The organism is Sorangium sp. So ce381, assembly GCF_051473845.1.
GTDB classification, from domain to species: domain Bacteria; phylum Myxococcota_A; class Polyangia; order Polyangiales; family Polyangiaceae; genus Sorangium; species Sorangium atrum.
In genome coordinates this window covers 1,445,924-1,471,028 of record NZ_CP150336.1, presented here as the reverse complement: position 1 = coordinate 1,471,028, position 25,105 = coordinate 1,445,924, and the positions used below count along the sequence as shown (strand labels likewise).

The window sequence follows — 25,105 nt, the reverse complement described above, 5'->3', positions numbered from 1 at the left end:
TCCGGCTGGAATGCGAGATGGCGCCCGTCGGACGCGGGAGGTTCCTGTCTCATTGGATAGGTCGTTCCAAGGGATTCGTCCCTCCGGGCGCCGACGGCGCCTTCGGCGTTGCCGACGCGCTCGTCGCCGGGGGCGCGCGCCGGCCCTGAAGCGCCGCCCCGGAGGGCGCCGCATCGGTGGCCGGCGCGACGACCGGGGAGACAGACGGCTGCTGCGGCGGCAAGGCGTCACGGACCGCCGGCGGCTCCGGCGCGATCAGCGGGTCCGCGCCCCGCGCCCCGGTGTCCTGCCGCGCGCGCCCCGACACCGGTTCGTCCCGAGAGGCCGCCGCCGCCTGCAGCGCCGTCGCCTCCGGTGCTCTGCCGGGCAACGCCACCGCGCCCCAGAGGGCGAGCGCGAGCACGGCGATCACGACCGCCCCGAGCGCCACCCCGAGGACCCTGCGCGACCCAGGCTGCGCGGGCGTTCGCGTGAGCCCGCGCGTCGTGGGCAGGAGGCTCGCCATCGTGCCGGACGGGGCGCTCGGAGGGCCGCTGGCCGGCACGGCCCGCGGCGCCGGCACGGAACCGGTCGTCGGCGGCAGCGATTGCGTCCCTGCCCCGAGGATCCGCGCGGCGCGCTCCGCGCGCTCGTGCCCGCCCGCCGGCGCGAAGGGGACCAGCGCGCGCGCCAGATCGGCCACGGTCTGCGGCCGCCGGGCCGGATCCTTCTGGAGGCAGTGGAGGATCGCGGCCTCGAGCGCCGGTGGGATGTCGCTCCTGAGCGCGGTGGGCGGGATGGGCTCGGCGCTCGCGACCTGCAGCACGAGCTCGGCGAGCGCCGGGGCATCGAACGGCGGCTGCCCTACCAGGAGGCGGTAGAGGAGCGCGCCGAGCGCCCACACGTCGGAGCGGGCGTCGACCGAGCGCGACGACCGCATCTGCTCCGGGGACATGTAGATGGGCGAGCCGAGCATCTCCCGCGTCTGCGTCAACGACCCGCCGACGCCCTCGGTGCTGCCCGGCACCTCCTTCGAGACCCCGAAGTCGAGGACCTTGATGAGCGTCGCTCCGCCGGGCGTCGTCGTGAGGAAGAGGTTCGCCGGCTTGAGATCGCGGTGCACGATGCCCGCGGCGTGCGCCTCGGCCATCGCCAGGCAGGCCTGGAGGACGTAGTCGGCCGCGTCCACGACGCTGAGCGTGCCGCGGGCGCGGAGCACATCGGAGAGATCTTCGCCCTCCAGATACTCCATCACGATGTACGGGATGCCCGAGCCGAGCTCGCCGACGTCGAACACCCGCACGACGTGCTCGCCCTTGAGGCGAACCACAGCGCGCGCCTCGCGGAGAAACCGCTGCACGAGCGCAGGGCTCTCCGCGCTGAGAAGGAGCTTGATCGCGACACGCTGCGGAAGGAACAGGTGGCTGGCGGCGACCACGATGCCCATGCCGCCTCGGCCCACGACGCGATCGACCCGGTACTTGCCGGCGATCACGTCTCCTTCGACGACAGGTGGCTTCATGAGAGCTCCGCGCTTCACGCCCGGCCACGGGGCGTGCTGCCATCCGAGCCTGCTGTGGTCGATGGTAGCACAGGTGCGCCCCGGCCGGTCCATCGACGGAGGCTTGCCCTCGTCTGCGATCGCCGGCCGGAGGGCGATACGATACGACGATGAAGCGCTCACCTCGATGCATCTCAGTGGCGGTAGGCTCGCTCGCGCTGCTCGTCCAAAGCGCGTGCGGCGGCGCGGTGGTCATGGACGGCGGAGGAGGCGGGGCCGGCGGCGCGGGCAGCACGAGCGGCCAGGGCAGCACCGGCGGCCAGGGCAGCCCGGACGACCCGGATGGCCCGGTCTCGACGACGAGCTCGGTCGCGCCGTCGCCGACGACCTCGGGCGGCGGTGGGCGCCGGGTGAGCGCGATCGTCTTCGGCGACTCGACCGTGACCCTCCGAATCGCCACCCTGGCCCTGTCCTGCAGCGATCCCGACGCGAACCCCACGTACGAGCCCTGCAGCGACTGGTGGGATCTGGAGCTCCGCATGCCCGAGTCGATGCTCGCCGTGGGCGAGGTGGACACGGCGAGCGGAGATCTCACGATCTTCGGGACGTCCTCTCGCGCGGACTGCAGCAGCACGGGGGCCGTCAGCGGCGGCGGCAACACGGGATTCGGCAGGCTCACCATCACGGCGATCGACCCGACCTCGGTCACCTTCGAGCTCTCCGACGTGGGCACCATTTTCGTCGACGACGACCCGAATGGCCGCTACGTCGCGCCCCGGTGCGCCGCGCTGTAGTGCCGCGCCCCCGGAGGAAGAATTTACGGCGATTGGACGGGCTGCTCGGGCTGCCGGTGCCACTGGAGGGGCGCGCGAGCAAGCTTGAGCGCTCCGTCTCGATAGGTCGCCTCCGCGGCCGGCGCTCGTGGAACGTCAGAACGGACGTCGCGACAGTGAGTCTGGCGTAATTTTACAGGAGCGCCCAAATCCTGACCTGGGCATCGCCTCCCAAACAGGATCCTGGAGAGATCGCGACCTGGGCGCTGGTCAAAAAACGGGTAGTGCTCAATTTTGAGCAACGGGTGGCGCTGCGCGGCGCGCTCGACTTCTACCAGGCGGGCGACTGCCGGCGCTCGCTCGGGGTCATCGAGATGATGAAGGCGCCGATCGCGGCGTGGCTCGGGAAGTACCCGGACACGGACATCCAGGACGACAACAACCTGATGTTGACGTTGCGACAGAACATCGAGGATGCCTGTCGTGAATCGCAGTCGTCCACGGAGCCCACGCCGCCCCTCGACTTCGACGGCGGCTGCGGCTGGCTGCGACCGCCGCCTCCACCCGCTGAACGCCACCCGGCGGCGGCGCAGGTCGGACAGGCGGTCACGGAGCGCCGACGTGCATCACGGGTGCCCGATACCAGCGATCGCCCGGAGCGCCTGGACCGTGTTGTCGAGGTGCCCCCTGGCCTGGATGAGGTGGCTGATCGTCCTTCGGATCTCGCGCACCGCCGGGCGGAAGATATAGAGCCCCTCGAGAAAGAGGACCCCCAGGGTCACACACAGCAGGATCAGCTCGACGAGCCGGAGCCGCTCGATCCGCGCCGTCGCCTCCTGGGCATACTGGGAGACGACCCGGTCCATCCCGATCAGGAAGCCCGGCTCCGCCGCGAGGATCGCGGAGACGATCGGCTGGATGGCGGCCACCTCCACCGGCTTTTCACCGCCGGCGCCGACCGCGGCGAGGAGATCCTTCGCGTCCCGGAGCATGCTCTGGTGCAATGGCTCTATCGCCTGGAACATGCGGGTCACCTCCGGCGTGTTCTTCCCCGGCAATCCCATCCCGGGATCGCCGTGCTGGAGAGCGCGATGCGACCGCTCCCAGAGCGCCATCGCCTGCGCCAGCTCGTCGGCGCGGCCCTTGCGCTCGGCGGGGTCGGTCGTCACCTGGAACGTCAGCGCGGCCTTGCTGAGCCGCTGGCTGAGCATTCGCTGGCGTCCGGCCACGTTGACGATGTGCGCGTCGCTCGTCTGCTGGTTCAACGCGTGCTGCACGAGGAGCTGCGCCACGACCGACAAGAGCGCCACGGCGCCGAGCGCGCTGACGTACAGGCGCGTCAACCGGCGGGTCGGTGCCAGGAGCTCGGAGGAAACCTGCGCCATTGTTCTCCCTCCATGGGCGAGGAGGGAGACATTAGCCGAGCGCCGGAACGAACATGTATCGCTCATGTTTCCGGAGATTGCTTTGCGCGCGCCGCTCCGCGCTCCGCCATTTCAGGCGGACGCATTCAAAAAAGCTGAGATCTCATGACCGCTCCATGGTAAGACTCGCACGAGAGCGCTCCTCGCGAGGCCCCTTTGCGCTGGCCTTACAGTGGCGTCCATGGAACCAGGAGAATGTCTCATGCAAGAGCGTACCGCGTCGGCCGCGGGCGGCGCGCCGCCGAGCACGGCCGGAAACGCACCTGAGCTCTTGCCGAAACAGTTCGGCAAATACACGCTCCTGTCGAAGCTCTCGTCGGGGGGCATGGCGGAGATCTTCCTCGCGCTGCATCGCTCGTCCTTCGGCTTCGAGAAGCTCGTCGTGATCAAGCGCATCCTGCCCTCGATGAACCAGGATCCGTCGTTGATCGACATGCTGCTCCACGAGGCGCGCGTCGCGGCGACGCTCTCGCATCCCAACGTCGTCCAGACGTTCGACGCCGGGCAGGTGGACAGGACGTATTTCATCGCGATGGAGCACATCCACGGTGAGGACGTCGGCTCGATCGTGCGCGAGGCGGCGGAGCGCGACCCGGGGGGGATCCCGCTCGAGCACGCGCTCAGCGTCATCCTCGGCGTCTGCGCGGGGCTCGCGTACATCCACGACAAGCGCGGCCTCGACGGCACGCCGCTTGGCATCGTCCACAGGGACATCTCGCCGCGCAACGTGGTCGTGAGCTACACGGGCGACGTGAAGATCGTCGACTTCGGCATCGCGCGGAGCGGGCTCGGCGACGTCGAAGAGCAGAAAGAGAACGTGCTGATGGGCAAGTTCGCCTACATGGCCCCGGAGCACGTGGCGGGGGATCGCATCGACCATCGCGCGGACATCTTCGCCGCCGGCGTGGTCCTGTTCGAGATGACGACGGGCAAACGGCTGTTCAAGGGCGGTACCCAGATGCGGACGCTCCTCCAGATCCACGGGTCGGAGTATCCCCTCCCGAGCGCGATCAAGCCCGGCTACCCGAAGGGGCTGGAGAAGATCGTCCTGCGCGCGCTCGAGAAGCGGCGCGAGGATCGCTACCAGTCTGCCCGCGAGATGCACGCGGCGATCGAGGAGCTCATCCGCGACGAGCGCATCCCCGTCTCGCCGATGGGCCTCACGGCATGGATGGAGTCGCTCTTCCGGGACAAGCTCGCTCGCCACAAGGAGGCGCTCCTCGGCGTCAGGCAGCTCATCGACGTGATCGCGGCGCAGCAGCAGCGCTGGTCGCTGGAGATGAGCGGCGGCGCGACCGTCTCGCAGAGCGGCGTCCCGACGAGCACGAGCCCGACGACCTTGAGCAGCCCGCCGCCGCTCGCGGGCAAGGGAGGTGTTGCGGCGCTCATCCCGGCCGCCAGCGCGCTCGCGCTCGTGCCTGGGTTCCTCTACATGCAGGGCCAGCTCTCGGAGCGGCACGCCGAGTTCATGACGATGGTCCACGACGCCCAGGCGAGCCGTCAGGAGCCGCCCGCGCCGGTCGAGGCGAAGGGCTCGCTGGAGATCACGAGCAAGCCCGAGGGCTGCGCCATCTGGGTGAACGGCGAGCCTCACCCCGTCGCCACGCCGGCCAAGCTCCGCGAGCTTCCGCTCGGGCGTGAGCTCCACATCAAGCTCACCAAAGACGGATACAAGCCGTACCGCACGGCCGTGAAGCTGAGCGATGAGGTGCGCTTCAAGGAGATCGTGGCCGATCTGGACAGGCTCACGGCGACGGTGGTGCTCTGGGTGGATCCGCCGGCCAGCGTCTTCATCGACGGGAAGCTCTGGAAGGGCAATCGCACGAGGATCGAGGGGCTCACGGTGGGTGAGGGACACCGTCTCGTGCTGTCCGCCCCTGGGCATGCGTCCAAGACGCTGATGGTCAACGTGGAGCCAGGGGAGATGAAGACGCTGAGCGTCCGGCTGCCGAAGCTCGGCGCGCAGTCACCGGCGGAGGAGCGCGCCGAGGGCGCGCAGTGACGCCGCGCGGCGCGCGTCTCCCTCGTCAGGCCTGGATCACGGCCTGCTCGCCCGGATCACCGCGCAGGAACGCCAGCGCCGCGCGGGCGAACGGCTCCTTCCACTCCCCGAAGATGGGGCCGTGTCCGCCGTTCGGCAGGATGCACAGGCAGGAGCGCGGGATGGCGCGGTACATCTCCAGGGCGATCTCGGCTGGGTAGAGGGGATCGCGGTCGCCGCTCACGATCATCGTGCGCGCCGTGATGGTCGACAGGTGGGGGGGCGTGAAGCTCATGTCGTCGTGGCTGGCCGCGAAGCGGCGCGGCTGGTTCCACAGCGCTCGGATCTGCGCGTCGCCGAGCGCGTGGCGGCTCCTCATGTCCCGCCATTCCTCCTCCGAGCGGCCCTCGTCGGAGACGAGGCGCATGATCTCCCTGGCCTGCTCGGGGAAGTACGGTGTCGCGGACACGAGGACCATCGACTCCATGCGGTCCGGCTGCTGCGTGGCCAGGTGCAGGAGGCACTTGGCGCCGAAGCTGAGGCCGATGGCCCGGAACGCCTTCACCCCCAGGTGGTCGAGGAGGGCGAAGACGTCGGAGGCGCACTGACGGATGGTCAGGGAGCCCGCCGGGTTGGTCGAGCGGCCGTGGCCGCGCAGATCGGGGACGATGACCGTGTGTCCACACCCGAGCTCCGCGAGGTCGAACACGTGAGCCCAGTCGCCGCTCGCCCCGGTGAAGCCATGGAGCAGCACGAGCGGCGGCCCTTCGCCGCGAAGCTCGTAGTGCATCTCGATGTCGTTGACGGGCGCGGTGCGCCCGGTGGCCGTCGCTGTCGCCATTCGCTCCTCCGATCGCTCGACCGCGGCCAGTCCGCGGCCGATCACACGCGATCTGTAAGCGACGCTCTTCGCTCTTGATAGCTGTGCCCTTCTCGCATAGAATGTCAGTCGGCTGGTGAGGGGACGGCCGACGAGCGTACCGCGCTGAACAAACGCTCAGCGTCCGCGGTCCTGGCAGCAGCGGGTGTTCGTCAGTCGCCGCTGAATCCCTTCATCTTGCAGCCCTTTTCAGCGGAGAATTTGAACAGGGAGGCGGGGAGACAGGGAGGATTTTGAAACTTTCCCTCCCCGCCTCCCCGCCTCCCTGTGAATTTTCCGAAGAATTCGAGGGAATACCTCAACAGCCAACGAGGAAGTGGCGCAGGAACTCGTCTGCCTCGCGGAGGATGCGCGGGATCGAGGCGACGAGCTCGTGGCCGTCGTCCACCTCGATGAGCCGGACATGCCGCTTCCCTGCGGCGAACGTCCGCGAGAGCTCGATGTCCACCACGTCATCGCTCCGGCCGTGGACGATCAGCGTCGGTACCCGCACGTCCGGCCAGCCCTCCGAGCGGTCATCGACCTCGGCCGCGTCGACGGCGAAGCCGAAGTCCACCCGGGCTCGCCGCTTCTCGGCGTAATCGTCGACCTCGAGCCACCCCTGCTCCTCCCACGCCCGAAAGCCCTCCTCGCCGAGCCGCTGCCGCCATCGCTCCATGATCCGGAACGCCGGCGCGAGCAGCACCAGCGCGCACACCCGCGCGTCCTCCTCGGCGACGCGGCACGCGGTGAGGCCACCGAGGCTCGAGCCCATCACCACGGCCCGCTCGCGCTCTCCGCCGAGCGCCTGCTTCACGGCGTCGATCATCGCGCTGAGGCGCAGCTGCTCGAGCGAGGGTATCCGCAGGTTGAGCCGCTCGACGGCGACCCCGCGCTGCTCGAAGTGCGCGGCGATCCGGACGCCCTTGGTCGAGCTCGGGCCCGAGGCGAAGCCGTGCAGGTAGAGCCAGCGCGGGCCGGCGGCGGAGGGCGGCGTCTTCATGGTCATGCAGGCGGGGAGCCTACTCCCTCCACCGCTGCGCGACGATGCGGTATGACGCGCCGGAGAGACGCCATGATCCGCCCCGCGACCGCCGCCGACATCCCCACCATCGCCCGCCTCATCCGGATGCTCGCCGAGTACGAGCGGCTCGCGCACGAGGTCACCTTCGAGGAGAGCGAGCTCGAAGCGCACCTCTTCGGCCCGAGGCCGGCAGCCGAGGTCGTCCTGGCCGAAGCGGAGGGGATCCCGGTGGGATTCGCGCTCTTCTTCCAGAGCTTCTCGACCTTCCTCGGCAAGCCCGGGATCTACCTCGAGGACCTCTTCGTGCTCCCCGAGCACCGCGGAGCGGGCCACGGCAAGGCCTTGCTCGTGCACCTCGCGAAGCTCGCGGTGGACCGCGGCTGCGGGCGCTTCGAGTGGTCCGTGCTCGACTGGAACGAGCCGGCGCTCGGCTTTTACCGGAAGCTCGGCGCCAAGCCCATGGACGAGTGGACCGTCCACCGCGTCACCGGCGAGGCGCTCGCCCGGCTCGCGCAGGGCTGACGCGCTCGCTGCCTGCGTTGCTCGCGGCGGCGCAGCGGAGCACCACCGGCTGCTGCTGGAGCAGCAGCGACCGCGATCCCTCCGCGCGCCGCGGCCTGATAGCGCCTGGCGCGCCCCGCTCCGGCGGCCGCCGCGCGCGCGGGGACCTTGGTACGGATGTTGCGGTTCATGGCGAGGCGAATCGCCCGTCGCACACGCCGGGTGTGCTGGCAACGGCGGCGCGACTCCTGGACTCGGTCGCGACATGCCCTAGTGCTCATCGTACATGAGCGAGAGTCCACATCGCCCCTCTGGGGCCGCCGCAGGCGCCGAGATGTCTTCCAACAACCTCACCGGGCTCGGCGTGCTGCGCCACCGGAGCTTCGCGTTCTACCTCGCGGCGAGGCTGCTCTCCGCGGTCGCGGTGCAGATGCAGAGCGTCGCGATCGGCTGGCAGGTCTACGCGCTGACCGGCGATGTCTTCGATCTGGGCCTCATCGGCCTCGCCCAGTTCGCGCCCTTCTTCGCGCTGATCCTCTTCGCCGGCCAGGCGGCGGATCGGTTCGACCGGCGCCGCATCATCACGGTCGGCCTCGCCGTGGAGCTGCTCTGCTCGCTCTTGCTGCTCGCGTTCACGGTGTCCGGCCTGACCGTGGTGTGGCCCGTGTTCGCGGTGCTCGTGCTGTTCGGCAGCGCGCGCGCCTTCATGATGCCGGCGCAGCAGGCGATCCTGATGAACCTGGTGCCGCAGGACAGCTTCAGCAAGGCGGTCGCGCTCAGCTCATCGAGCTTCCATGTCGCGGTCATCGTCGGGCCGACGCTCGGCGGGCTCCTCTACCTCGCCGGGTCGAAGGTCGTGTACTCGATCGTCGGGGCGCTGCTCCTCGTCTCTCTCGCGCTCATGAGCCTCGTGCGCGCGGCCCAGCAGGCGAGGCGCGCCGAGCCGACGTCGTGGAGCGCGGTGCTGGAGGGGCTGCGCTTCGTCTGGTCGAAGCCGGCGGTGCTCGGCGCGATCTCGCTCGACCTGTTCGCGGTGCTGTTCGGCGGCGCGGTGGCGCTCCTGCCCGCGTACGCTCACGACGTGCTCCACGCCGGCCCGACCGGCCTCGGCCTGCTCCGCACGGCGCCGGCCGCGGGCGCCGCGATCACCGCCGGCGTGCTCGCCTTCCGGCCGATCACGCGCCAGGTGGGCCGCTGGATGTTCGGCGGCGTCGCCGTGTTCGGGCTCGCCACCATCGGCCTCGGGCAGACCCGGAGCTTCACCGTCGCGCTCATCGCCCTGTTCCTCGTCGGCGCCGGCGACATGGTGAGCGTCTATATCCGTCACATCCTCGTGCAGTTCGAGACGCCGGACTCCATCCGAGGGCGGGTGAGCGCCGTCAACGCGGTGTTCATCGGCGCCTCCAACGAGCTCGGCGAGTTCGAGTCCGGCCTCACCGCCAGCTGGCTCGGCCTGCTCCCCGCCATCCTCCTCGGCGGCAGCGCCACCCTCGTGGTCGCCGCGCTGTGGGCCCTCGGCTTCCCCGTGCTCAGCCGCATGGACCGCTTCCCGCACGCGAAGCGAGATCCCGAGGAGAGCGCGGACGGCGGAGGCACGGCCGAGGCCGCCGCGACGACGTGAGGAGCTGCCCGGCGCCTCGCCGCGCGACGCCGTCCTCGGGAGCCGCGCTGCTCGTCGTCGAGGGACGGCCTCAGGCCAACACGGCGAGCAGCTGCGCAATGAGGATCTTGCCGATCATCGCCAGCGGATACACGAGCGCGTACGCGACGTACGTCTCCTCGGAGCGCTGGGACAGCTCGAAGGCCGCCGCCAGCGTCGCCGGCTGGGTCTGCAGGCCGCTCGCGCCTCCGAGCGCCGCCACGACGCCCGCCCCGCCCCAGCGCCGCATCAGGACCAACGCCAGCGCGCCGGTCGTCACGGTGACGCAGGCGCCGATCGCGATGATGGCCAGGCCCTCCCGGTTCATCAACCCCGCGAGCTTGCCCCCCGCGTTCACGCCGACCCCTGCCAAGAACAGGAGCAGGCCGATCTCTCGCAAGCTCAGGTTCGCCTCGTAAGGCAGCGCCCACATCAGCTTGCCGGTCCGCCCCAGGCGACCGAAGATCAGCGCGGCCACGAGCGGCCCTCCGGCGGTCCCCAGCGTAACGGACGTCCCGAAGAGAGGGATGGGCACCCGCGCCAACAGCAGGCCGACGCAGAGGCCCACCGCCAGCGCGACGTAGTCGACATCGATCTCGCGCTCCGAGTCGCCGAGGAAACTGCTGAGCTCGCCCAGGCGCTCGACGGGCGCCACGACGCGAAGGCGGTCCCCCAGCTCCAGGCGGAGCTCGTCGGAGGGGATCAAGTCGAGGTCGGCCCGGCGCAGGCGCGTCACCTGGGCGTTGAAGCGACGCGCGAGGTCGAGCTCCCCCAGCGTGAGCCCGACGAGCTCGCGCTTCGAGACCAGCACCCGACGCATGTCGACCCTGTCGCGGCGCAGCTCCAGACGCTCGCTCGAGACCCTCCCGAAGAACTCGATGGCGGATCGAATCGACGACAGGGTGCCGACCACCGTGATCACGTCACCCGCGTGAAGCACCGTATACTTGTTCGGGACCGAGTCGACCTCACCACGCCGAAGGCGGGAGACAACGACGCCGAACTCGTCGCGCACGCGCAGCTCCCCGATCGAATGTCCCAGCACGCGGGGGTTCGTGACCTCGACGCTCCTCGACTCGATCGCGACGCGCGACGCGGCTTGCCGCGCGACCTCGCCGGCGAGCTCCTTGCGGCGCCGCTTCGCGAAGCCACGTCCGAGCAAGAGCGCCCCCAGCACGCCCGCCGGGTAGGTCAGCGAGTAGGCGAGCGCGGGGATCGCCTCGAGCGCGGTGCCGGAGAGCCGGCTGCTGACGGCGCCGAGCGCCGGTGTATTGGTCAGGGCCCCGCAGAACAGGCCGGCGATCTGCGCGCGGTTCAACCCGAAGAGCCAGCCTGCGACACACGCGAGCAGCGCCCCCCAGGCGAGCGCCGCGGCGCACGCCAGGTTCATCCCCAGACCGCGGCTGCGCCACGCGGCGAAGAAGCCGGGACCGCTGGTGAGGCCGACACAGTACACGAACAGCAGCAGGCCGAGCTCCTTGATCTGCGGCGCCAGCTCCAGCTCTCCCAGAGGGTGCAGCCAGGCGCTGAGCCCCAAACCCGCGAACAGGACGCCGGCCGTCCCGAGCCGCAAGCCGCGATATTCCAGCCGCCCAAGCGTCAGCCCGAGCAGGATGACGGCGAAGAGCAGGAGCAGCTCTTCTCTCGCAAGAAGCTCGTACAGGCCGGTCATGGTGTTCCTCTACATGTCGAACAGCTCCTCATGCAGACGGACCTCCTCCTCCGCCGCCGCGCCGCGCGAGATGCGCATCAGATCGGAGAACGCGTCGATCGAACTCCCTCTGCGACCTGACTCGACACAGACCAGTACTCAAGAATTCAATGCCGCCAGGCTAGACATTCGAGACGTCACGCTCCAACCAGATGCATCACGCGTACCGGAGAGGCGATCCCCCGCGTCGCCTCCCCCGCGCTCGCGCGCGCGGTGCTTTTGCTGCGCTGAGCGCGCAGAATCCGCGCCGGTTCATTCGACCCACGCAGCGCGCGCGATCGCCCAGGAACGCCCGCTCCACCGACGCCGCCGCGACCCCCTTGGTCCTACCGGCGCGAAGGACGGCGAGCCGAGGTCCACGCGGGCACGCCTGCACCGCGCCGCGCCGCGCGCGAGGCGAGATCGCGGCGAGCGCGCGGGCAGGGCCGCTCGACCCCGGGCGGCCCCCCTCCCCTGCCCGACGCCACGATGAGGTCGCGCCGGATTGCCGCGCTCCTCGGCGTCCCCTACCCTGGCGAGCGTCTGTCGGGGGCAGCGCACGTCGGGAGGTTTTCGGATGGATTCGGAGGAGCAGTCCTCAAGCGGTGAGTTCGAGTTCGATATCGGGGTGTTCAACCTGGATGAACGCGGCCTGGACGCGCAGCCCTTCGGGATCATCCGGCTGGATCGCGAAGGCACGGTGCTCTCCTACAACCTCTACGAGGAACGTCAGGCGCGCCGGAATCGTCAGGACGTCATCGGGAAAAACTTCTTCACCGACATCGCCCCCTGCAGCCGGGTGAAGAAGTTCCACGGGCGCTTCCTGGACGGGGTCGAGCGGCGCGAGCTCAAGGCCACCTTCGGCTTCGTGTTCCACTTCCCTCACAAGACACGGCACGTCGACGTCTCGCTGTTCTACAGGGCGGGCGCGCGACAGCAGGACGATGCGGTCTGGGTGTTCATCCGCGGTTGACCGGCGTGGACCGAGCCGGCGTCGCGCCGCCGGCCGGCGCTACTCCGAGCGGAGCGCCTCGATCGGGTCGAGCCGCGCGGCGCGCCAGGCCGGGTAGAAGCCGAAGACCACGCCGATCGTGACCGAGAGGCCGAGGCCGAGGAAGAGCGACCAGGGCTCGACCTGGAACGCCCAGCGGCCGACCACCTGCGCGAGCAGCGCGCCGGCGAGCCAGGAGAGGGCCAGCCCCGAGAGCACGCCGAGCACGCCGCCGAGCAGCGAGACGGCCGCCGCCTCGCACAGGAACTGCAGCAGGATCGCGCGCGGCGAGGCCCCGACGGCGCGGCGGATGCCGATCTCCCGCGTCCGCTCGGTCACGGTCACCAGCATGATGTTCATGATGTTGATGCCCCCCACGATCAGCGCGACCACGCCGGTGCTGAGCAGCAGCATCTTGATGATGTCGAGGACGAGCTGCTCCTGGCCGTGGCTGTCCTTGTCCTCGATCCTGAAGTTCTTGACCCCGTGGTGGCGGCGCTGGAGCGTCGCGTCGATGACGCCGCGGAGCGCGGCGAGCGGCGTCCGGACCGTGACGAGCGGATCCTGCCGGACGTACAGGCGGTCGGTCTTGTGCGACGGCGCGTAGAGCGCGTCGTAGGTGGTCTGCGGGACGAGGACCTTGCGGTTCCAGATGTTCGTGTCGTCCGTGGAGCCGAGGATCGGCCGGTCCTGGAGCACGCCGACGACCGTCCACACGTGGCCGTCGGCCGTCATGTGGAGGGGCTCGGCCTGCGCGGCCCGCGCCGGAGGGCCGCCGAAGAGCTCGGCCCAGACCTCGTGGCCGACGACGCACACGCGCCGCCGCGCCGCGAGATCCGCCTCGACGAGGAACCGGCCCGCCGCGAGCTCCAGGTCGTAGAGGGCCGGCGCCGCCGGCACGGCGCTGACGAGGGAGATCCGCTTCTTCTTGCCGCCGGCGCGGGCCTCGGTCGGGCGCACCGACTCGCTCAGGGCCGAGGCGCCGCCGAGGGCGCGCGAGGCGGCGAGCGCGCTGGCGTCGTCCCGCGAGAGATCGCGCCGGGTGCGGCGCCGGTCGCCGACGCTCACCTCCGCGGGGTGGACCTGGATGAGGTCGGCCTCAACGGCCTGCTGGCTCGCCCGGAGGAGCGCCTCCTCGCCGCCCGCGAGGAGCGAGGCGAGCAGCACGATCGAGCCGGTGCCGATGATGATGCCCAGCAGCGTGAGCGCGGCGCGGGTCCGGTCGGCGACCACGGCGCGCGTCGAGTGGAGGAGATCGTCGAGCCTCATCGCCGCATCGCCGCCACGGGATCGAGCCGGCCCGCGCGCTGGGCAGGCAGCCACCCGAAGACCACGCCCACGCCGGAGGAGACGAGCAGCGCCGCGACAACGGCCGGCGTGGAGACCGCGCCGACCCAGCTCGGCGTGAAGCGGAGGATGATCGACGAGGCGAGCTCCGCCGCGGCGGCGCCGCCGACGACCCCGAGCAGGCCGCCGAAGCCCGAGAGCAGCGCCGCCTCGGCCAGGAACTGCGCGCTGATGTCGCGCGGCGACGCGCCGAGCGCCTTGCGGATGCCGATCTCGCGCACGCGCTCGGACACGCTCACGAGCATCATGTTCATCACGCCCACGCCGCCGATGAGCAGCGCGACGCCCGCGATGAGGCCGACGATCGCCTTCATCGTGGCGAACACGGCCTCGAATTTCTGCATGATGCTGCTGAAATCGAGGAGGGTGAAGTCGTCGACGCCGTGGTGGCGGTCGACGAGGAGCGCGTTGATGATGCGCTTCACCGGGTCGTTGTTGCGGACGTCGTCGGTCTTGATGACGAGCAGCGCCGAGGTGCCCACCGCCTTCTCGACGTCCGCCGCCGTGTCGAACGGGGCGACGAGCAGGTCGACCCAGCTGAAGCCGAAGTTCACGCCCATCCGATCGGCGTCGGCGAGCACGCCGATGACCCGGCAGCGCAGGGTCCCGACCGTCACCCACCGGCCGATCGGGTCGCCGCGCCAGAGCCGCGCCGCGAGCTTCGGGCCGGCGACGCAGACCCGGGCCCTGCGGCGATCCTCCTCGTCGGAGAACGTCCGGCCGCGCGCGACGTGCATCCGGAAGGCGTCGAGGAAGCCGCTGTCGGCCGCGACGAAGTCGGTGCGATCCTCCTTGCCCTCGTCGGAGGTGACGTCGCGCGAGCCGAGCATGGCGTACATCGTGTGCTCGGCGACGTGGGGGACGCCGCGCGCGAGCCGATCGCGATCCCGGCGGGTGAAGCCGGTGACGTACATGGTCTTCTTCCGCTCGGCGCGCTCCGGCGCCTTCGGGGCGACGAGGATGAGCCGCGCGCCGCCGAGCTGCTCGATGCCGCGGCCCAGCGTGAGCAGGCCGCCCTCCGCGAGCGAGGTCATGAGCACGATGGCGAAGGCGCCCAGCGTGATGCTGAGCACGGTCAGGAGCGACCGCAGCTTGTGCGCCGAGAGGGCCTTCGCGGCGATCGCGAGGTAGGCGGACCACCTCACATCTTCGTCTCGTTCGCGGCCGCCGAGGGCGGGTTGATGAGCACGCGGGCCCCCTCCGGGACGCCGTTCACGATCTCGACGTCGCGATCGTTGCGCGCGCCGAGCGCGACCTCGACCTTCTCGGTCGTCTGCTTGCCGTCGGGGCCGTCGACGACGCGCGTGACGAGTTGCTTGCCGCCCTCGTCGGCGACGGCCTCGATGGGCAGCGAGACGACGCCCGGCCGGCTGTCGAGCCGGATGCGCACGTCGGCGGTCATGCCGGGCTTGATGAGGCCGTCGATCTGGGTGAGCTCGGCCTCGACCGGGAAGACGTCGACCTCGCGGCCCTCGAGCTTCACCGAGGCGGGCGCGATCTTGGTGACCCTGGCCGCGTACGTCTTGCCGGGGAGCGCGTCGAGCGTCAGCGTCGCCGTCTGGCCGAGCGCGACCTTGGCCACGTCGATCTGGTTGAGGTCGACCTTCACCACGAGCGTCGAGAGATCGGCCACGGTGAGCAGCGCCTTTCCGTTGAAGGTCGACTGCACCCCCGGCGTGACGACCTCGCCGGGCTCGATGTTGCGCTGGATGACGGTGCCGTCGAGGGGCGAGGCGATCTTCGTGTACCGGAGCTGGTCCCTGGCGGCGCTGAGCGCGACCTCGGCGAGCCGGATGGCGACGGTCTTCTCGGTGAGGTCGTGCTTGGCCACGTCGAGCTCCTGCGCGGGGACGACGCTGGCCTCGACGCCGGCGGTCCGCTGCGCGACGACGCGCTTGGCGAAGCCCGCGGCGGCCCTGGCCCGGGCGAGCTCGGCCTCGGCGCGGGCGACCTCGCGCTCGTAGTCGGTCGGGTCGAGCACGAGCAGCAGCTGGTCCTTCTGGACCCGGGCGCCCTCGTCCGCGAGCACCTGGGCGACCTGGCCCGCGACCTTGGACTTGAGCTCGACCTGCTCGCGGGCCTCGATGCGCCCGGTCTCGAGGATCTCGACGGCGAGGTCGCCGCGCTTCGCGGTCACGACGAGCGCGGGGTCGATGGGCGCGGGGCCGGAGCCGGCCTTCGCGAGGACGACGGCCCCGCCCCCGGCGAGCGCCAGCGCCCCGACGAGCCACGGCCAGAGGCGCCGCCGACGCCGGGCGCTCACGAGAGGCCTCCGGGAGGCGACGACGACGGTCCAGGAACCGACGACGCTGGTCCAGGAACCGACGACGTTGGTCCAGGAACCGACGACGCTGGTCCAGGAACCGACGACGCTGGTCCAGGAACCGGCGACGAGACGTCCACGCGACGGCCACGAGGGCCGGTGTCCTCGACGATGGCGCCGTCCCTGAAGGTGACGACGCGGGTGGCGTAGTCGGCGATCGAGCGGTCGTGGGTGACGACGACCACCGTCATCCCCTGCGCGTGCAGCGCGCAGAAGAGCTCCATGACCTGCCGGGTGGTGGCGGAGTCGAGCGCGCCGGTCGGCTCGTCGGCAAGGAGGAGCGGCGGCTCGTTGACGATCGCGCGGGCGATCGCCACGCGCTGCTGCTGGCCGCCGGACAGCTGGTTCGGCAGGTGGTGCGCCCGGTCGTCGAGGCCGACGCGCGCGAGCGCCCGCGCGGCCCGCGCCCGCCGTTCGGTCGGTCGGACGCCGGCGTAGACCATGGGCAGCTCGACATTCGCGAGGGCGGTGTCGCGCGGCAGGAGGTTGAACGACTGGAAGACGAACCCGATCTTGCGGTTGCGGAGCTGGGCCAGCTCGACCTCGTCGAGCTCCTCGACCGGCTCGTCGTCGAGGAGGTAACGGCCGCCGGTGGGGCGGTCGAGCGTGCCGATGACGTTCAGGGTCGTCGATTTGCCCGACCCCGAGGCGCCCATGATGGCGACCATCTCGCCCCGCGAGAGCTCCAGCGAGACGCCGCGGAGCGCCTGCACCTCAACCTCGCCCATCCAGTAGACCTTGGTGATCGCGTCGAGCTTCACGAGTGCAGACATGAGGGTCCTCGGCGGTGGCCTGCGCGCCGTCCACGGGGACGGCCGCGGCGCGCGCGAGCCCGGTTCACCTGACCCGCGCGTGACGCACCAGGGTGCGCCGCGCTCGTCGCTCCGGCCATCACGCTGCGAAGGCCGGCGAGCGCGCTGAGGCGTAGGCGAAGCGCAGCAGCAAGGCAACCGCAGCGCAGGAGCGCGGCGGTCGCGCGCCGAGGCCACGGCGGGCGTGGCGCTGGCGGAGCTACAGCCCGGACGTTTCGACGAGCGCCAGGATCACGGCCCCGACGCCGTACGAGAGGTCGTCGCGGAGCTCGACCGCCGCGTAATCCTCGAGCTTTCCCACCGTCGTGGGCCCCGAGGTTCCGGTCACGACCGGCCGCCCGGAGCCGTCCTCCTCGATGCGCGAGCGCACGCCCGCCATGGCGCGGTCGATGGCGGGGCGCACCGAGGCGTCGAGGAAGCCGTGGCGCAGCCCGCGCGCGAGCCCGACGGCGAAGAGGGCCGTCGCGCTCGTCTCCAGGTAGATCTCGCCCGGGCGGTTCATGATGGTCCACCACAGGCCGCTGTCCTGGTCCTGCGCGCCCAGGACCGCCGCGACCTGCCGATCGAGCGCACCGGCCACGGCGTCGTCGCGCTCCCCGCGCGCCGCGCGCACGCGGAGGTACTCGTAGCCGGCCGCCGTGACCCAGGCGTTGCCGCGCGCCCAGTACACGTCCGGATCCTGCGGCGCCGGCCAGTCGTACGCGTGCCGGAAGAGCCCGGGCTCGTCCTGGAGGAGCGACGCGAAGATCTGGAATTGATTCGAGAATTCGTCGAGCGGGCGCGCCTCGCCCGAGCGCTCGCCGGCGCGGACGAGCACGTTGCCGAACATGAACAGCGAGTCGACCCAGAGGGTGGGCTCGAACAGCGGCGACACGCCGAGGTGGCTGATGCCGCCCTGCTCCGTCCGGCGGGCTTCCTCGTAGAGGTAGCGGAGCACGTCGTCGACCACCTTCGCATAGGGGGCCGCGCACGTTTCCTCGTGGAGCTCGAGCGCGGCGATGGCCGGCGGGCACCGGTCGCTCGTCGTGATCTCGTAGCCGTACTCGAGGTGGTGGTCGATGTAGCGCCGGTAGTAGTCCCGGTAGGGGGAGTGCTGCGTGACGCGGTAGAGCTCGACCAGCGAGAGCATGACCGTGCCCTCGCCCCAGTCCCACGGGAGCGCCTCCGCCGGGTGCTCGGCGATCCAGCGGTCGGCGACGGCGCGCGCCAGCGCGATGCTCTCGGAGTCGGGCGCGCGCTCGCGCGCGAACGCGTCGTCCGCCGACGGTGACGTCGGCGTGCACTCCGCGCCGGAGCTGGCCGGCTGCCCGGCGTCCGGCTCCCCCGTGCACCCGCTGGCCGCGGCGGCGCATGCGGCGACGGCGACGAGCAGCGCGCGGAAGGGCGACGACCGGCGCGACAGGGGAGTGCGCGCGCTCGGCGGCATCTGGTCGTGGCCGTGAACGTGGTCGTGAACGTGGTCGTGGTCGTGGTCGTGGTCGTGGTCGTAAACGTGGTCGTGAACCGAGGGATCGGCAGAACGTGCACGTCCACGCTCTTGTCGTCGACGACCACGACCACGACCACGTTCACGTCCGCGTTCACGTCCAGGTCCACGTTCGCGACGGGGCATCTCACTCCTCCACGGCGATGCCGCGCGCGTCGGGCGAGGTGACCCGGGGTTTCCCGTCGAGGACCACCCTCGTGCCCCGGGCCATCAGCGCGAACGGCCGCTCGCCCTCGATCCGCAGCACGACGAGCTCCGCGTCGGTCTCGAGGACCTGCCCCCCGGGCAGCTCCAGCGCCTCCGGGGCTCCCTTGCTCCTCAGCACCGCCACGTCGGTCCCGCCGTCGCTCTCGATCTGCCACGCGACCACGCCGGGCTCCGCCGCGATCGGCGCCGCCTGGAGCGGCGCGTCGGGGCCCGCGGCCACGCCGACCTTGTAGGGCAGGAGCACCGCCAGGAACCCCGGCGCCTCGGCCTCCACCGTCGCGTCGATGACGGCGTGGTCGGCGGCCTTGCGGTCCTCCTCGAACTCGTGGACGTGGGGCACCGTGAGCGGAGTGTACGGCGGCTCCACGACCGCGAGCCCCGGCGACGTCGACTGCACGCGCGCCTCGACGCCCGCCCGCGCCCGCTCCCATCGGCCGCCGTCGGGGAGCAGCTCGAAGGTGCCGCCGGACGTGAGCCCCGCGTAGCCGTGCAGCCGCCACGCATGCTTGCGGGCCGCCGGGTGCGACGTCGAGAGGCGGTCGCCGACCACGAAGTAGCGGCCGTCGATGAAGGCCACGGATCGCTCGACGTGCGTGTCCTGGTAGTCCTGGTGCGCCTCCGCATAATCGACGGCGTCGCCGTCGTGGGTGTTCCGGAGGAAGGCGTCCGCGTCGCCGAAATCGTCGAAGAGCCCCTTGTCGGGCGCGGATCGGCCGTCGATGAGGATCACGTTGTGCGACGGCGACTGGCTGGTCTTGGCGTTGTCGAGCGAATCGGGCTTGTAGTAGCCCGCGTCGATCAACAGGTACTCTCCGTAGGCCGCGAGGGAGAACGACGTGCCGTCCACGTGGTCGTGGATCGCCTTGCGCGCCGAGCCGTGCTCCGCGAGGAGCAGGAGCCAGCGCGCGTCGTCGCCCCAGTCCGAGCGGAACACCGCATGGCCGGTGTCGGGGAAGAAACGCGTGAGGAAGCGCGGCGCCTCGGGGGCCACGACGTCGTCGACGTAGAGCAGGTGATGGGCGATGAGGTCGGCGCCGAACTCCATGGCCTGGGGGTCGCGGTTCTGCTCCCAGTCCCAGAGGTACTCCCCGCCTCCGCCGAAGGAGGTGAGCAGCGAGCCCCCGTTGAACGGGGTGAAGACGCCGTCGTCGACCGGAGGCCGGCTGCCCCAGGGGAGGCGCAGCGAGAGCGACCAGTCGACGGCCTTCGTGAAGAGCCCGCCGCGCAGCGGGACCTCCAGCGCGCCCTGCTCGCCGTCGACGCAGCCGTGTCCGGCCCACGGGTCCTCGTCGGACCGGGTGCGGCAGTCGCGCGTGAAGGCCACCTCGCCCTCGAGCGCGTTGTCGAGGGCGATGAAGAACGCCGCCGTGGGCCCCCAGGCGAAGCCGGAGTAATACGGGCCCTCGGACGCCCCGCCGTCGGGCTGCACGTACTGGCCTTCCGGGCCCCAGAGGTAGTCGAGCTCCGAGATCGACCAGTTCCACCACGTCGAGGCCGCCGGGTGCTCGGGGAACGCGAGCGCCACATAACCGATCGCGTCCGCGGTCCGGATCGGGTGGTTGTTCTGCGCCGGGCGCAGCAGGAGATCTCGATAGAAATCCTGCTCCAGGTACTTGGCGAAAAACTGACCAGTGATGTCGGTGATCTTACCCTCGGCCTGGGCGGACTCCTCTGCGGGGAACCACGGCGTGGCGCTCAGGAGATCCCACGCGTTCGTGTACCCCATGAGGACCTTCGCCATCCGGATGTTCATGTCGAGGACCGTGTTCGTGTCCCAGTTGGTCTCCAGGCGGCGCAGGAACTCGCGCGCCTTGTCGGCCGCCGCCCGGTCCTCGAACGCCCAGGCGAGGAGGGCATTCGCCTGCGCCGTCGAGGCGTTGTTGCCGTTCGTCCTGTAGTCCCATGAAGCGGGGTCGGGCTCCTCCTCGTAGGGGCGGTCGGCACGGCGCTTCAGGGTGGCGAGGATCGAGGCGTAGGGCTCGCGATCGACCCGCGAGCGCAGGAGATCGCGGTGCTCCGGGCGCGCGAGGAGCCGAGGATGGACGCCGGTGTCCCGCGGCTCGCTCGGCCCGGGGGCGTCCGTGCCGCACGCCGCGGCCGTGAGCGCGGCGCACGCGAGCGCCGGAGCGAGGGTGTGAAGAGGGAGAGGAAAGCCGCGAGAACGTGATTTCATGGAAGGATGGGTGCGGGCTCAGAGGGACGAGCTGGTGCGTGAGGCGCAGCGTATCAGCTCGTCCGGGCCTCGAGCCGCCCGAGTTCTCGCTGCCGTGGGGGCGATCACCACGTGCCCGCGATAGGCAGTCTCGGCAGCCAATGGCACACTGGAAGATCCAACCAGAGCGGAGAGAACAACGTTGGCTACGCGCGGTCGCGAGGAGAATGCGGGAAAGGAGGAGCCTCCTGTAAGGCCGTCAGGTCAGCGTGGCAGGCGCCACGGGGAGCGTGTCATGCGAGCTGAGCAGCGCCTGTTGCGGTGGCCTGGCGCGGGCTGCGTCGAGCGCGCCCGCGGCCATCTCCGCGTGAGGGGGTGCGCGCGCAGGGTGGTGCGATCCTGCGCGGGCGTCTGCCTGCTGCCGCGGAACGCGACGGGCGGGGTAGAGCCACCGCGCCGCTCGCGCAGGGCCCTCGACACGGGGGCTTCCTGCTGGGCGGTCTCCCGCTTGCATTGCCCCGCCCCGGTGGGGGGAGTCGAGGAGGTTCGATATGGCGACCGAGCAGAAGCAGGGACCGGGCGCGCAGGGGCAGCAGGGCGCCGGCCTACAGGAGGGCCGCAGCGAGAGCAGCGTGGTCTCCGACAAGGACTACAACCTGGTCAGCGTGCTCTACCATGTGCTCAAGGGCGCGGAGACCCACTCACAGTACATCCAGGATGCGAAGAAGCAGGGTGATCAAGAGCTCGCCTCCTTCTTCAGCGAGGTCCGGCAGGAGGAGCTGCGGCTCGCGGAGCGCGCGAAGCAGCTCCTCGGACAGCGGCTGAGCGGCGGGCGCCAGGGCCAAGGAGGGGCCCGCGCGAGCGCGTAGTACCGACGCCGCCCCTTCGGCCTGCGCGGTTACTGGAGGGTCGGCGCCGTCCACTTCATCCACTTGGCCAGGTCGGCCGTCGCCCCGTCGCCCTTGAGCAGGTTGGTGTCCGCGGTGCCGTTGCCGACGAGGAACTTCTTCACGTACGCCTCGAGGGCCGCCCTCTGCGAGGACGGGAACGCGCAGTGGTTATGGCCGGTGGTCTGCCAGTAGCCCATCTTGTCCTGCACCCCGAGCCCCTTCCAGATCTGCTGGGCGATCGACCCCGCCGTGAAGGTGCTGTTGATGCCGAGCCAGTCGATCCTGTTGTCGATGACGAGCAGCGCGCGCGGCGCGACGAGGCCCATGACCATGTGATGATCGAACGGCAACGACGTCACCCGGTTGCCGAAGGTCGAGCCGAAGTTCGCGCGGAACCACGGCTGCTCGTTGGCCGCGTTGGACAGCGTCTGCACGTTCTCCCCGGCGCTCGCGCCCGCCTGCGAGACGCGCCAGCTCGCCGAGCCCCCGGCGCCCGACTCCTGGGGGATCGTCAGCACGATGCGCTCGTCGAACGCGCCCACCGTGAGGGCCCCCTTGCCGTTGCGCGAGCAGCCCGTCACGGCGATGCGCTTCGGGTCGATGTTGGCGCCCGGGGTCTTCTCCAGAGCGTCGATGATCCGGCTCACGCCCCAGGCCCACGCGATCATCGAGCTGGCCGAGTGGTTGCTGCCGTAGAGGTTATAGAACGTGCCCGTCCCGCGCGAGCCGGCGCCGCTCTGGGCGCCCATCGCGTTGTTGTCGAAGGTCGCCATCGCGACGCCGTTCTGGCTGAACACGGTGTTGTCCAGATTCGAACCGCCGATGCCGATGACGAGCGGGATCGGACCAGTCGGCGCCCCGGCAGGCCGGCTGATGTTGATGGAGAAGGAGGCGCTCTTCCCTGCCTCGTTGACGTTGACCGTCAGCTTGTTCGCCGAGAACTGCCCCGTGACGTTGTCCTTGGACACCACGGGCTTCGATCCGGACTCATACGTCTCGACCTGCGACTTGATCTCCGCGCGCCGGCACGCCCACTCCGACTTCTTCGTGATGCGTGAACCGCTCAAGCTCAGGAACGGATCGTGATGCGTATCGAACACCGGGAGAGACGAGGCGGCAGGCAACGTCGGCTTGGGGCAGCTCGCGCCGCTGTCCTCGACCGCGCCCGTGCTCCCTCCGGCACCGCCGGAGCCGCCGGAGCCGCCCGCACCGGAGCCGCCCGCGCCGCCGGAGCCGCCTGCCCCGCCCGAGCCGCCCGCCCCCGAACTGCTGCTCGACGAGGAGCTGCTGCTCGACGACGAGCTCGAGCTGCTGCTCGACGACGAGCTGCTGCTCGACGAGGAGCTGCTGCTCGACGACGAGCTCGAGCTGCTGCTCGATGAGGAGGACGCTCCCGTACCGACGACCGTGCCTCCGCTGCCGGTGACCGACGCGACCGCGGGCCGCCCGCTGCCGTTTGCGCAGAACCCCCACGTCGTCGAGCCGTTCTGAGTGATCGCTCCGTTGTGGCTCACGTTCGTGGCGGTGAACTGCCCGCTCGACTGCGTGACGTTCACGTTCCACGAATTGGCCAGGGTCGCGCCGTTGAGCCTGACGCCCACGTTCCAGGCGGAGGTGGCCGGGGAGCGGGACTTGTTCTTCACGGTCACGTTCGCGCAGTAGCCGCTCCCCCAGTCCGACTGAATCGCGATATCCGCCGACATCGAACCGTCGGCGCTGTCCAGTGCGCCGTCCAGCGTGTCGAGCTCCTCTTCGTCGATGGGCTCGACGGCACACGCAAGCAGACCGAACGCGAACGCAGCCGAGATGTAGCCAAGCAAGTGAGTGGTACGCATAAGGTTCTCCGTGATCGAAAAAGCTGAGTCGCGGGCTTCTGCTCAAGGTGGATACATGCACCCGCGAACCCTCGTTCTATTGGTAGGGCTCAATATTCCCGGCCAGCGTGCGCCTGATCATGAACACCTCGCGGACCTTGCCGACCTCATGCCTGGCAACCACGGTGTTCGTCGGACAGTTACTCACATGCGGATACCCCGAGGTGGGGCGGGGCACCATGAGAAAGCAAGAGCGACTCGGAAACGCAGCTGCAAGGAGCGAGCGCTCAGCAGTCTCCCGCTGAGTCGGTCCTCCGGATCGTGCCGTCGTCGCTCAGGCTGCCTGGGCGCGCGCGATCGTCGAACTACGCCGTTCCGAGGCGGGGCGTCACGCCGGCTTGCGCCCCGACACCAGATAGAACGTCACCCCGCCCGCCCCGCCGAGCGTGCGCGCGAGCGCGGCCTGCTTCCACGCGCGCGCCTCCTGCATGGCGATCGCCCACAGCCGCTCGAACTGCGCCGGATCGCCGCCGCCGGCCAGATACCAGGCGTGGGCCTGATCGCGGGTGCCGCCCGTTCCGAGCCAGATGCCGCCGTCGATCCACGCCAGCACCTGGCGCAGCTCCGCGCGCTCCGCGGGCGTCTCGTAGGGCGGGATCAGCGCGGCGCACTTGTCCGACTGGCACACGTGGAGATCGCCGAGCCCTGCCTCTCGGAACAGGCCTGGCAGCCGCTCGCCCACGGAGCTGTCCCCCTGTCCCAGCGCGCGCTTGCCGTCCTGGCAGATGGCCTCGAGCTCGAGCAGCGCGAGCCGGTCGGCGCGCGACAGGCCGGGCGCGGTGACCAGGGCGGTGGCCTTCTCGGCGAAGTTGTTCGGCTCGACCGCCAGCAGGAGGCCGCCGGGGCGCAGGACGCGGCGCATCTCGCGCAGCACCCGCAGCGGGTCGGCGACGTGCATCAGGACCGTCTGGCACGTGGCGAGGTCGACGCTCGCGTCGGGCAGCGGGAGGGCCTCGGCGAGGCCCTCCCGGTACGACGTGCGCGCCGCGACCCCGCACGCCTCGGCCTCGGCGGCGGCGCGCGCGACGAACGACGGTTCACGATCGACGCCCACCAGGGTGGCATCGCCGTGCAGCACGGGCAGGAGGGTGCGACCCCAGTGCCCTACGCCGCAGCCGACGTCGACCGCCGCGCGCACCTCGTCGAGCCGGAGCCGGCGGGCGATGAGCTCGACGAAATCGCGGTTCCACCAGGTGTCGCGCCAGTCACCCTCGAAGCCGACGAGCCAGCTGTAGTCATTGGCCTCGAAGGCGGGCGGCGGCGGAGGAGCCGAGGGATCAGCGGCGCTGGACACCGCCATGGCATAACACAGCCACCGCGCGGCCCGGCGCCGCTCCACGATGCGGCGCCACGCCGGGCCTCTGGAAGCGAGCCCGGACGGCGGCGGTCACTCGAGCGTCGGCGCCGTCCACTTCATCCACTTGGCCAGATCGGCCCTCGCCCCGTCGCGCCTGAGCACGTCGGTGTCGGAGATACTGGACCGCAGCGCGATCGGGTGAGCATTCGCAGCGGAAGGCGCGTCGATCACGAGGATTGGCGGCTTCAGCCCGCATTTCTGACGGTTTTTGCCCTGACCCCGCCCAGATGCAGGAGCGCTGAACACTTCGCGCACGACCGTACAAGGAGCGACCTCTGACGAGGCGGGGCAGGCA

Annotated in this window: 22 protein-coding genes and 1 pseudogene; 7 read left to right on the top strand and 16 right to left on the bottom strand. The window is 70.7% G+C overall.

Annotated features, from left to right (window positions below; genetic code table 11):
* Positions 1 to 49 precede the first annotated feature (49 nt).
* A complete protein-coding gene (locus tag WMF29_RS05425) occupies positions 50 to 1,501 on the bottom strand; it encodes a protein kinase domain-containing protein (RefSeq protein ID WP_437327809.1) in 1,452 nt (483 codons plus the stop codon).
* Between the two features lie 176 nt (positions 1,502 to 1,677).
* Here WMF29_RS05425 and WMF29_RS05420 point away from each other — a divergent pair, with 176 nt between their 5' ends.
* Positions 1,678 to 2,274, top strand: a complete 597-nt coding sequence (locus WMF29_RS05420; RefSeq protein ID WP_437327808.1) for a hypothetical protein — start codon at positions 1,678 to 1,680, stop codon at positions 2,272 to 2,274.
* A gap of 310 nt (positions 2,275 to 2,584) precedes the next feature.
* Here the strand turns inward: WMF29_RS05420 and WMF29_RS05415 are convergent, their stop codons facing one another.
* Complete coding sequence (locus WMF29_RS05415; RefSeq protein ID WP_437327807.1) at positions 2,585 to 2,722, bottom strand: hypothetical protein; 138 nt, start codon at positions 2,720 to 2,722, stop codon at positions 2,585 to 2,587.
* Between the two features lie 157 nt (positions 2,723 to 2,879).
* A complete protein-coding gene (locus tag WMF29_RS05410) occupies positions 2,880 to 3,638 on the bottom strand; it encodes a type IV pili methyl-accepting chemotaxis transducer N-terminal domain-containing protein (protein WP_437327806.1) in 759 nt (252 codons plus the stop codon).
* A gap of 241 nt (positions 3,639 to 3,879) precedes the next feature.
* On the opposite strand from WMF29_RS05410, the gene WMF29_RS05405 reads away from it, so the two are divergent.
* Entirely contained in the window at positions 3,880 to 5,679 is a 1,800-nt protein-coding gene (locus WMF29_RS05405; protein WP_437327805.1) for a serine/threonine protein kinase, read from the top strand.
* A 25-nt stretch (positions 5,680 to 5,704) separates the two neighbouring features.
* Here WMF29_RS05405 and WMF29_RS05400 read toward each other — a convergent pair whose 3' ends face one another.
* Positions 5,705 to 6,499, bottom strand: coding sequence for an alpha/beta fold hydrolase (locus WMF29_RS05400; RefSeq protein WP_437327804.1), 795 nt, complete (start codon positions 6,497 to 6,499; stop codon positions 5,705 to 5,707).
* Between the two features lie 337 nt (positions 6,500 to 6,836).
* Positions 6,837 to 7,526, bottom strand: coding sequence for a YqiA/YcfP family alpha/beta fold hydrolase (locus WMF29_RS05395; RefSeq protein WP_437327803.1), 690 nt, complete (start codon positions 7,524 to 7,526; stop codon positions 6,837 to 6,839).
* Positions 7,527 to 7,592: 66 nt separating this feature from the next.
* On the opposite strand from WMF29_RS05395, the gene WMF29_RS05390 reads away from it, so the two are divergent.
* Complete coding sequence (locus tag WMF29_RS05390; protein WP_437327802.1) at positions 7,593 to 8,063, top strand: N-acetyltransferase family protein; 471 nt, start codon at positions 7,593 to 7,595, stop codon at positions 8,061 to 8,063.
* A 313-nt stretch (positions 8,064 to 8,376) separates the two neighbouring features.
* Positions 8,377 to 9,663: an MFS transporter gene (locus WMF29_RS05385; RefSeq protein ID WP_437327801.1), complete on the top strand. Its 1,287-nt coding sequence runs from the start codon at positions 8,377 to 8,379 to the stop codon at positions 9,661 to 9,663.
* Positions 9,664 to 9,733: 70 nt separating this feature from the next.
* Here the strand turns inward: WMF29_RS05385 and WMF29_RS05380 are convergent, their stop codons facing one another.
* Positions 9,734 to 11,353, bottom strand: coding sequence for an aspartate:alanine exchanger family transporter (locus tag WMF29_RS05380; protein WP_437327800.1), 1,620 nt, complete (start codon positions 11,351 to 11,353; stop codon positions 9,734 to 9,736).
* A gap of 595 nt (positions 11,354 to 11,948) precedes the next feature.
* Between WMF29_RS05380 and WMF29_RS05375 the strand changes: the two genes are divergently transcribed.
* Positions 11,949 to 12,344: a PAS domain-containing protein gene (locus WMF29_RS05375; protein WP_437327799.1), complete on the top strand. Its 396-nt coding sequence runs from the start codon at positions 11,949 to 11,951 to the stop codon at positions 12,342 to 12,344.
* Between the two features lie 39 nt (positions 12,345 to 12,383).
* On the opposite strand, the gene WMF29_RS05370 is transcribed toward WMF29_RS05375, so the two are convergent.
* The 6 genes from WMF29_RS05370 to WMF29_RS05345 form a co-directional block, all read right to left on the bottom strand.
* Positions 12,384 to 13,631 (bottom strand): ABC transporter permease, encoded by a 1,248-nt coding sequence (locus WMF29_RS05370; RefSeq protein ID WP_437327798.1) that lies wholly within the window; start codon positions 13,629 to 13,631, stop codon positions 12,384 to 12,386.
* Positions 13,628 to 14,854 carry an ABC transporter permease gene (locus WMF29_RS05365; RefSeq protein WP_272100475.1) on the bottom strand — a complete coding sequence of 409 codons (1,227 nt, stop codon included), beginning with the start codon at positions 14,852 to 14,854 and terminating at the stop codon, positions 13,628 to 13,630. Before WMF29_RS05365 ends, WMF29_RS05370 begins: the two co-directional genes overlap by 4 nt.
* On the bottom strand, positions 14,851 to 15,972 hold the full coding sequence (locus WMF29_RS05360; protein WP_437327797.1) for an efflux RND transporter periplasmic adaptor subunit: 1,122 nt from the start codon (positions 15,970 to 15,972) through the stop codon (positions 14,851 to 14,853). The genes WMF29_RS05365 and WMF29_RS05360 overlap by 4 nt, the downstream gene beginning before the upstream one ends.
* The gene (locus tag WMF29_RS05355; protein WP_437327796.1) at positions 15,969 to 16,805 is read right to left on the bottom strand and encodes an ABC transporter ATP-binding protein; all 837 of its coding nucleotides are present in this window, start codon (positions 16,803 to 16,805) and stop codon (positions 15,969 to 15,971) included. Before WMF29_RS05355 ends, WMF29_RS05360 begins: the two co-directional genes overlap by 4 nt.
* A 238-nt stretch (positions 16,806 to 17,043) precedes the next feature.
* Positions 17,044 to 18,270 carry a glycoside hydrolase family 88/105 protein gene (locus WMF29_RS05350; RefSeq protein ID WP_437327795.1) on the bottom strand — a complete coding sequence of 409 codons (1,227 nt, stop codon included), beginning with the start codon at positions 18,268 to 18,270 and terminating at the stop codon, positions 17,044 to 17,046.
* Between the two features lie 187 nt (positions 18,271 to 18,457).
* Positions 18,458 to 20,710, bottom strand: coding sequence for a heparinase II/III domain-containing protein (locus tag WMF29_RS05345; RefSeq protein WP_437327794.1), 2,253 nt, complete (start codon positions 20,708 to 20,710; stop codon positions 18,458 to 18,460).
* A 530-nt stretch (positions 20,711 to 21,240) separates the two neighbouring features.
* Between WMF29_RS05345 and WMF29_RS05340 the strand changes: the two genes are divergently transcribed.
* The gene (locus tag WMF29_RS05340; protein ID WP_437327793.1) at positions 21,241 to 21,558 is read left to right on the top strand and encodes a hypothetical protein; all 318 of its coding nucleotides are present in this window, start codon (positions 21,241 to 21,243) and stop codon (positions 21,556 to 21,558) included.
* A 29-nt stretch (positions 21,559 to 21,587) separates the two neighbouring features.
* On the opposite strand, the gene WMF29_RS05335 is transcribed toward WMF29_RS05340, so the two are convergent.
* Positions 21,588 to 22,679 carry a glucuronyl esterase domain-containing protein gene (locus WMF29_RS05335; protein ID WP_437331082.1) on the bottom strand — a complete coding sequence of 364 codons (1,092 nt, stop codon included), beginning with the start codon at positions 22,677 to 22,679 and terminating at the stop codon, positions 21,588 to 21,590.
* 67 nt (positions 22,680 to 22,746) lie between these two features.
* On the opposite strand from WMF29_RS05335, the gene WMF29_RS05330 reads away from it, so the two are divergent.
* Positions 22,747 to 23,070: a hypothetical protein gene (locus WMF29_RS05330; RefSeq protein ID WP_437331263.1), complete on the top strand. Its 324-nt coding sequence runs from the start codon at positions 22,747 to 22,749 to the stop codon at positions 23,068 to 23,070.
* On the opposite strand, the pseudogene WMF29_RS05325 reads toward WMF29_RS05330, so the two are convergent.
* The 3 genes and pseudogenes from WMF29_RS05325 to WMF29_RS05315 form a co-directional block, all read right to left on the bottom strand.
* A pseudogene (locus WMF29_RS05325) lies at positions 23,058 to 23,282 on the bottom strand (cellulose binding domain-containing protein); the annotation flags it as partial. The gene WMF29_RS05330 and the pseudogene WMF29_RS05325 sit on opposite strands and share 13 nt — an antisense overlap.
* Positions 23,283 to 23,781: 499 nt before the next feature.
* Positions 23,782 to 24,747: a class I SAM-dependent methyltransferase gene (locus WMF29_RS05320; protein WP_437327792.1), complete on the bottom strand. Its 966-nt coding sequence runs from the start codon at positions 24,745 to 24,747 to the stop codon at positions 23,782 to 23,784.
* 93 nt (positions 24,748 to 24,840) lie between these two features.
* Positions 24,841 to 25,065 (bottom strand): hypothetical protein, encoded by a 225-nt coding sequence (locus WMF29_RS05315; RefSeq protein ID WP_437327791.1) that lies wholly within the window; start codon positions 25,063 to 25,065, stop codon positions 24,841 to 24,843.
* Positions 25,066 to 25,105 lie beyond the last annotated feature (40 nt).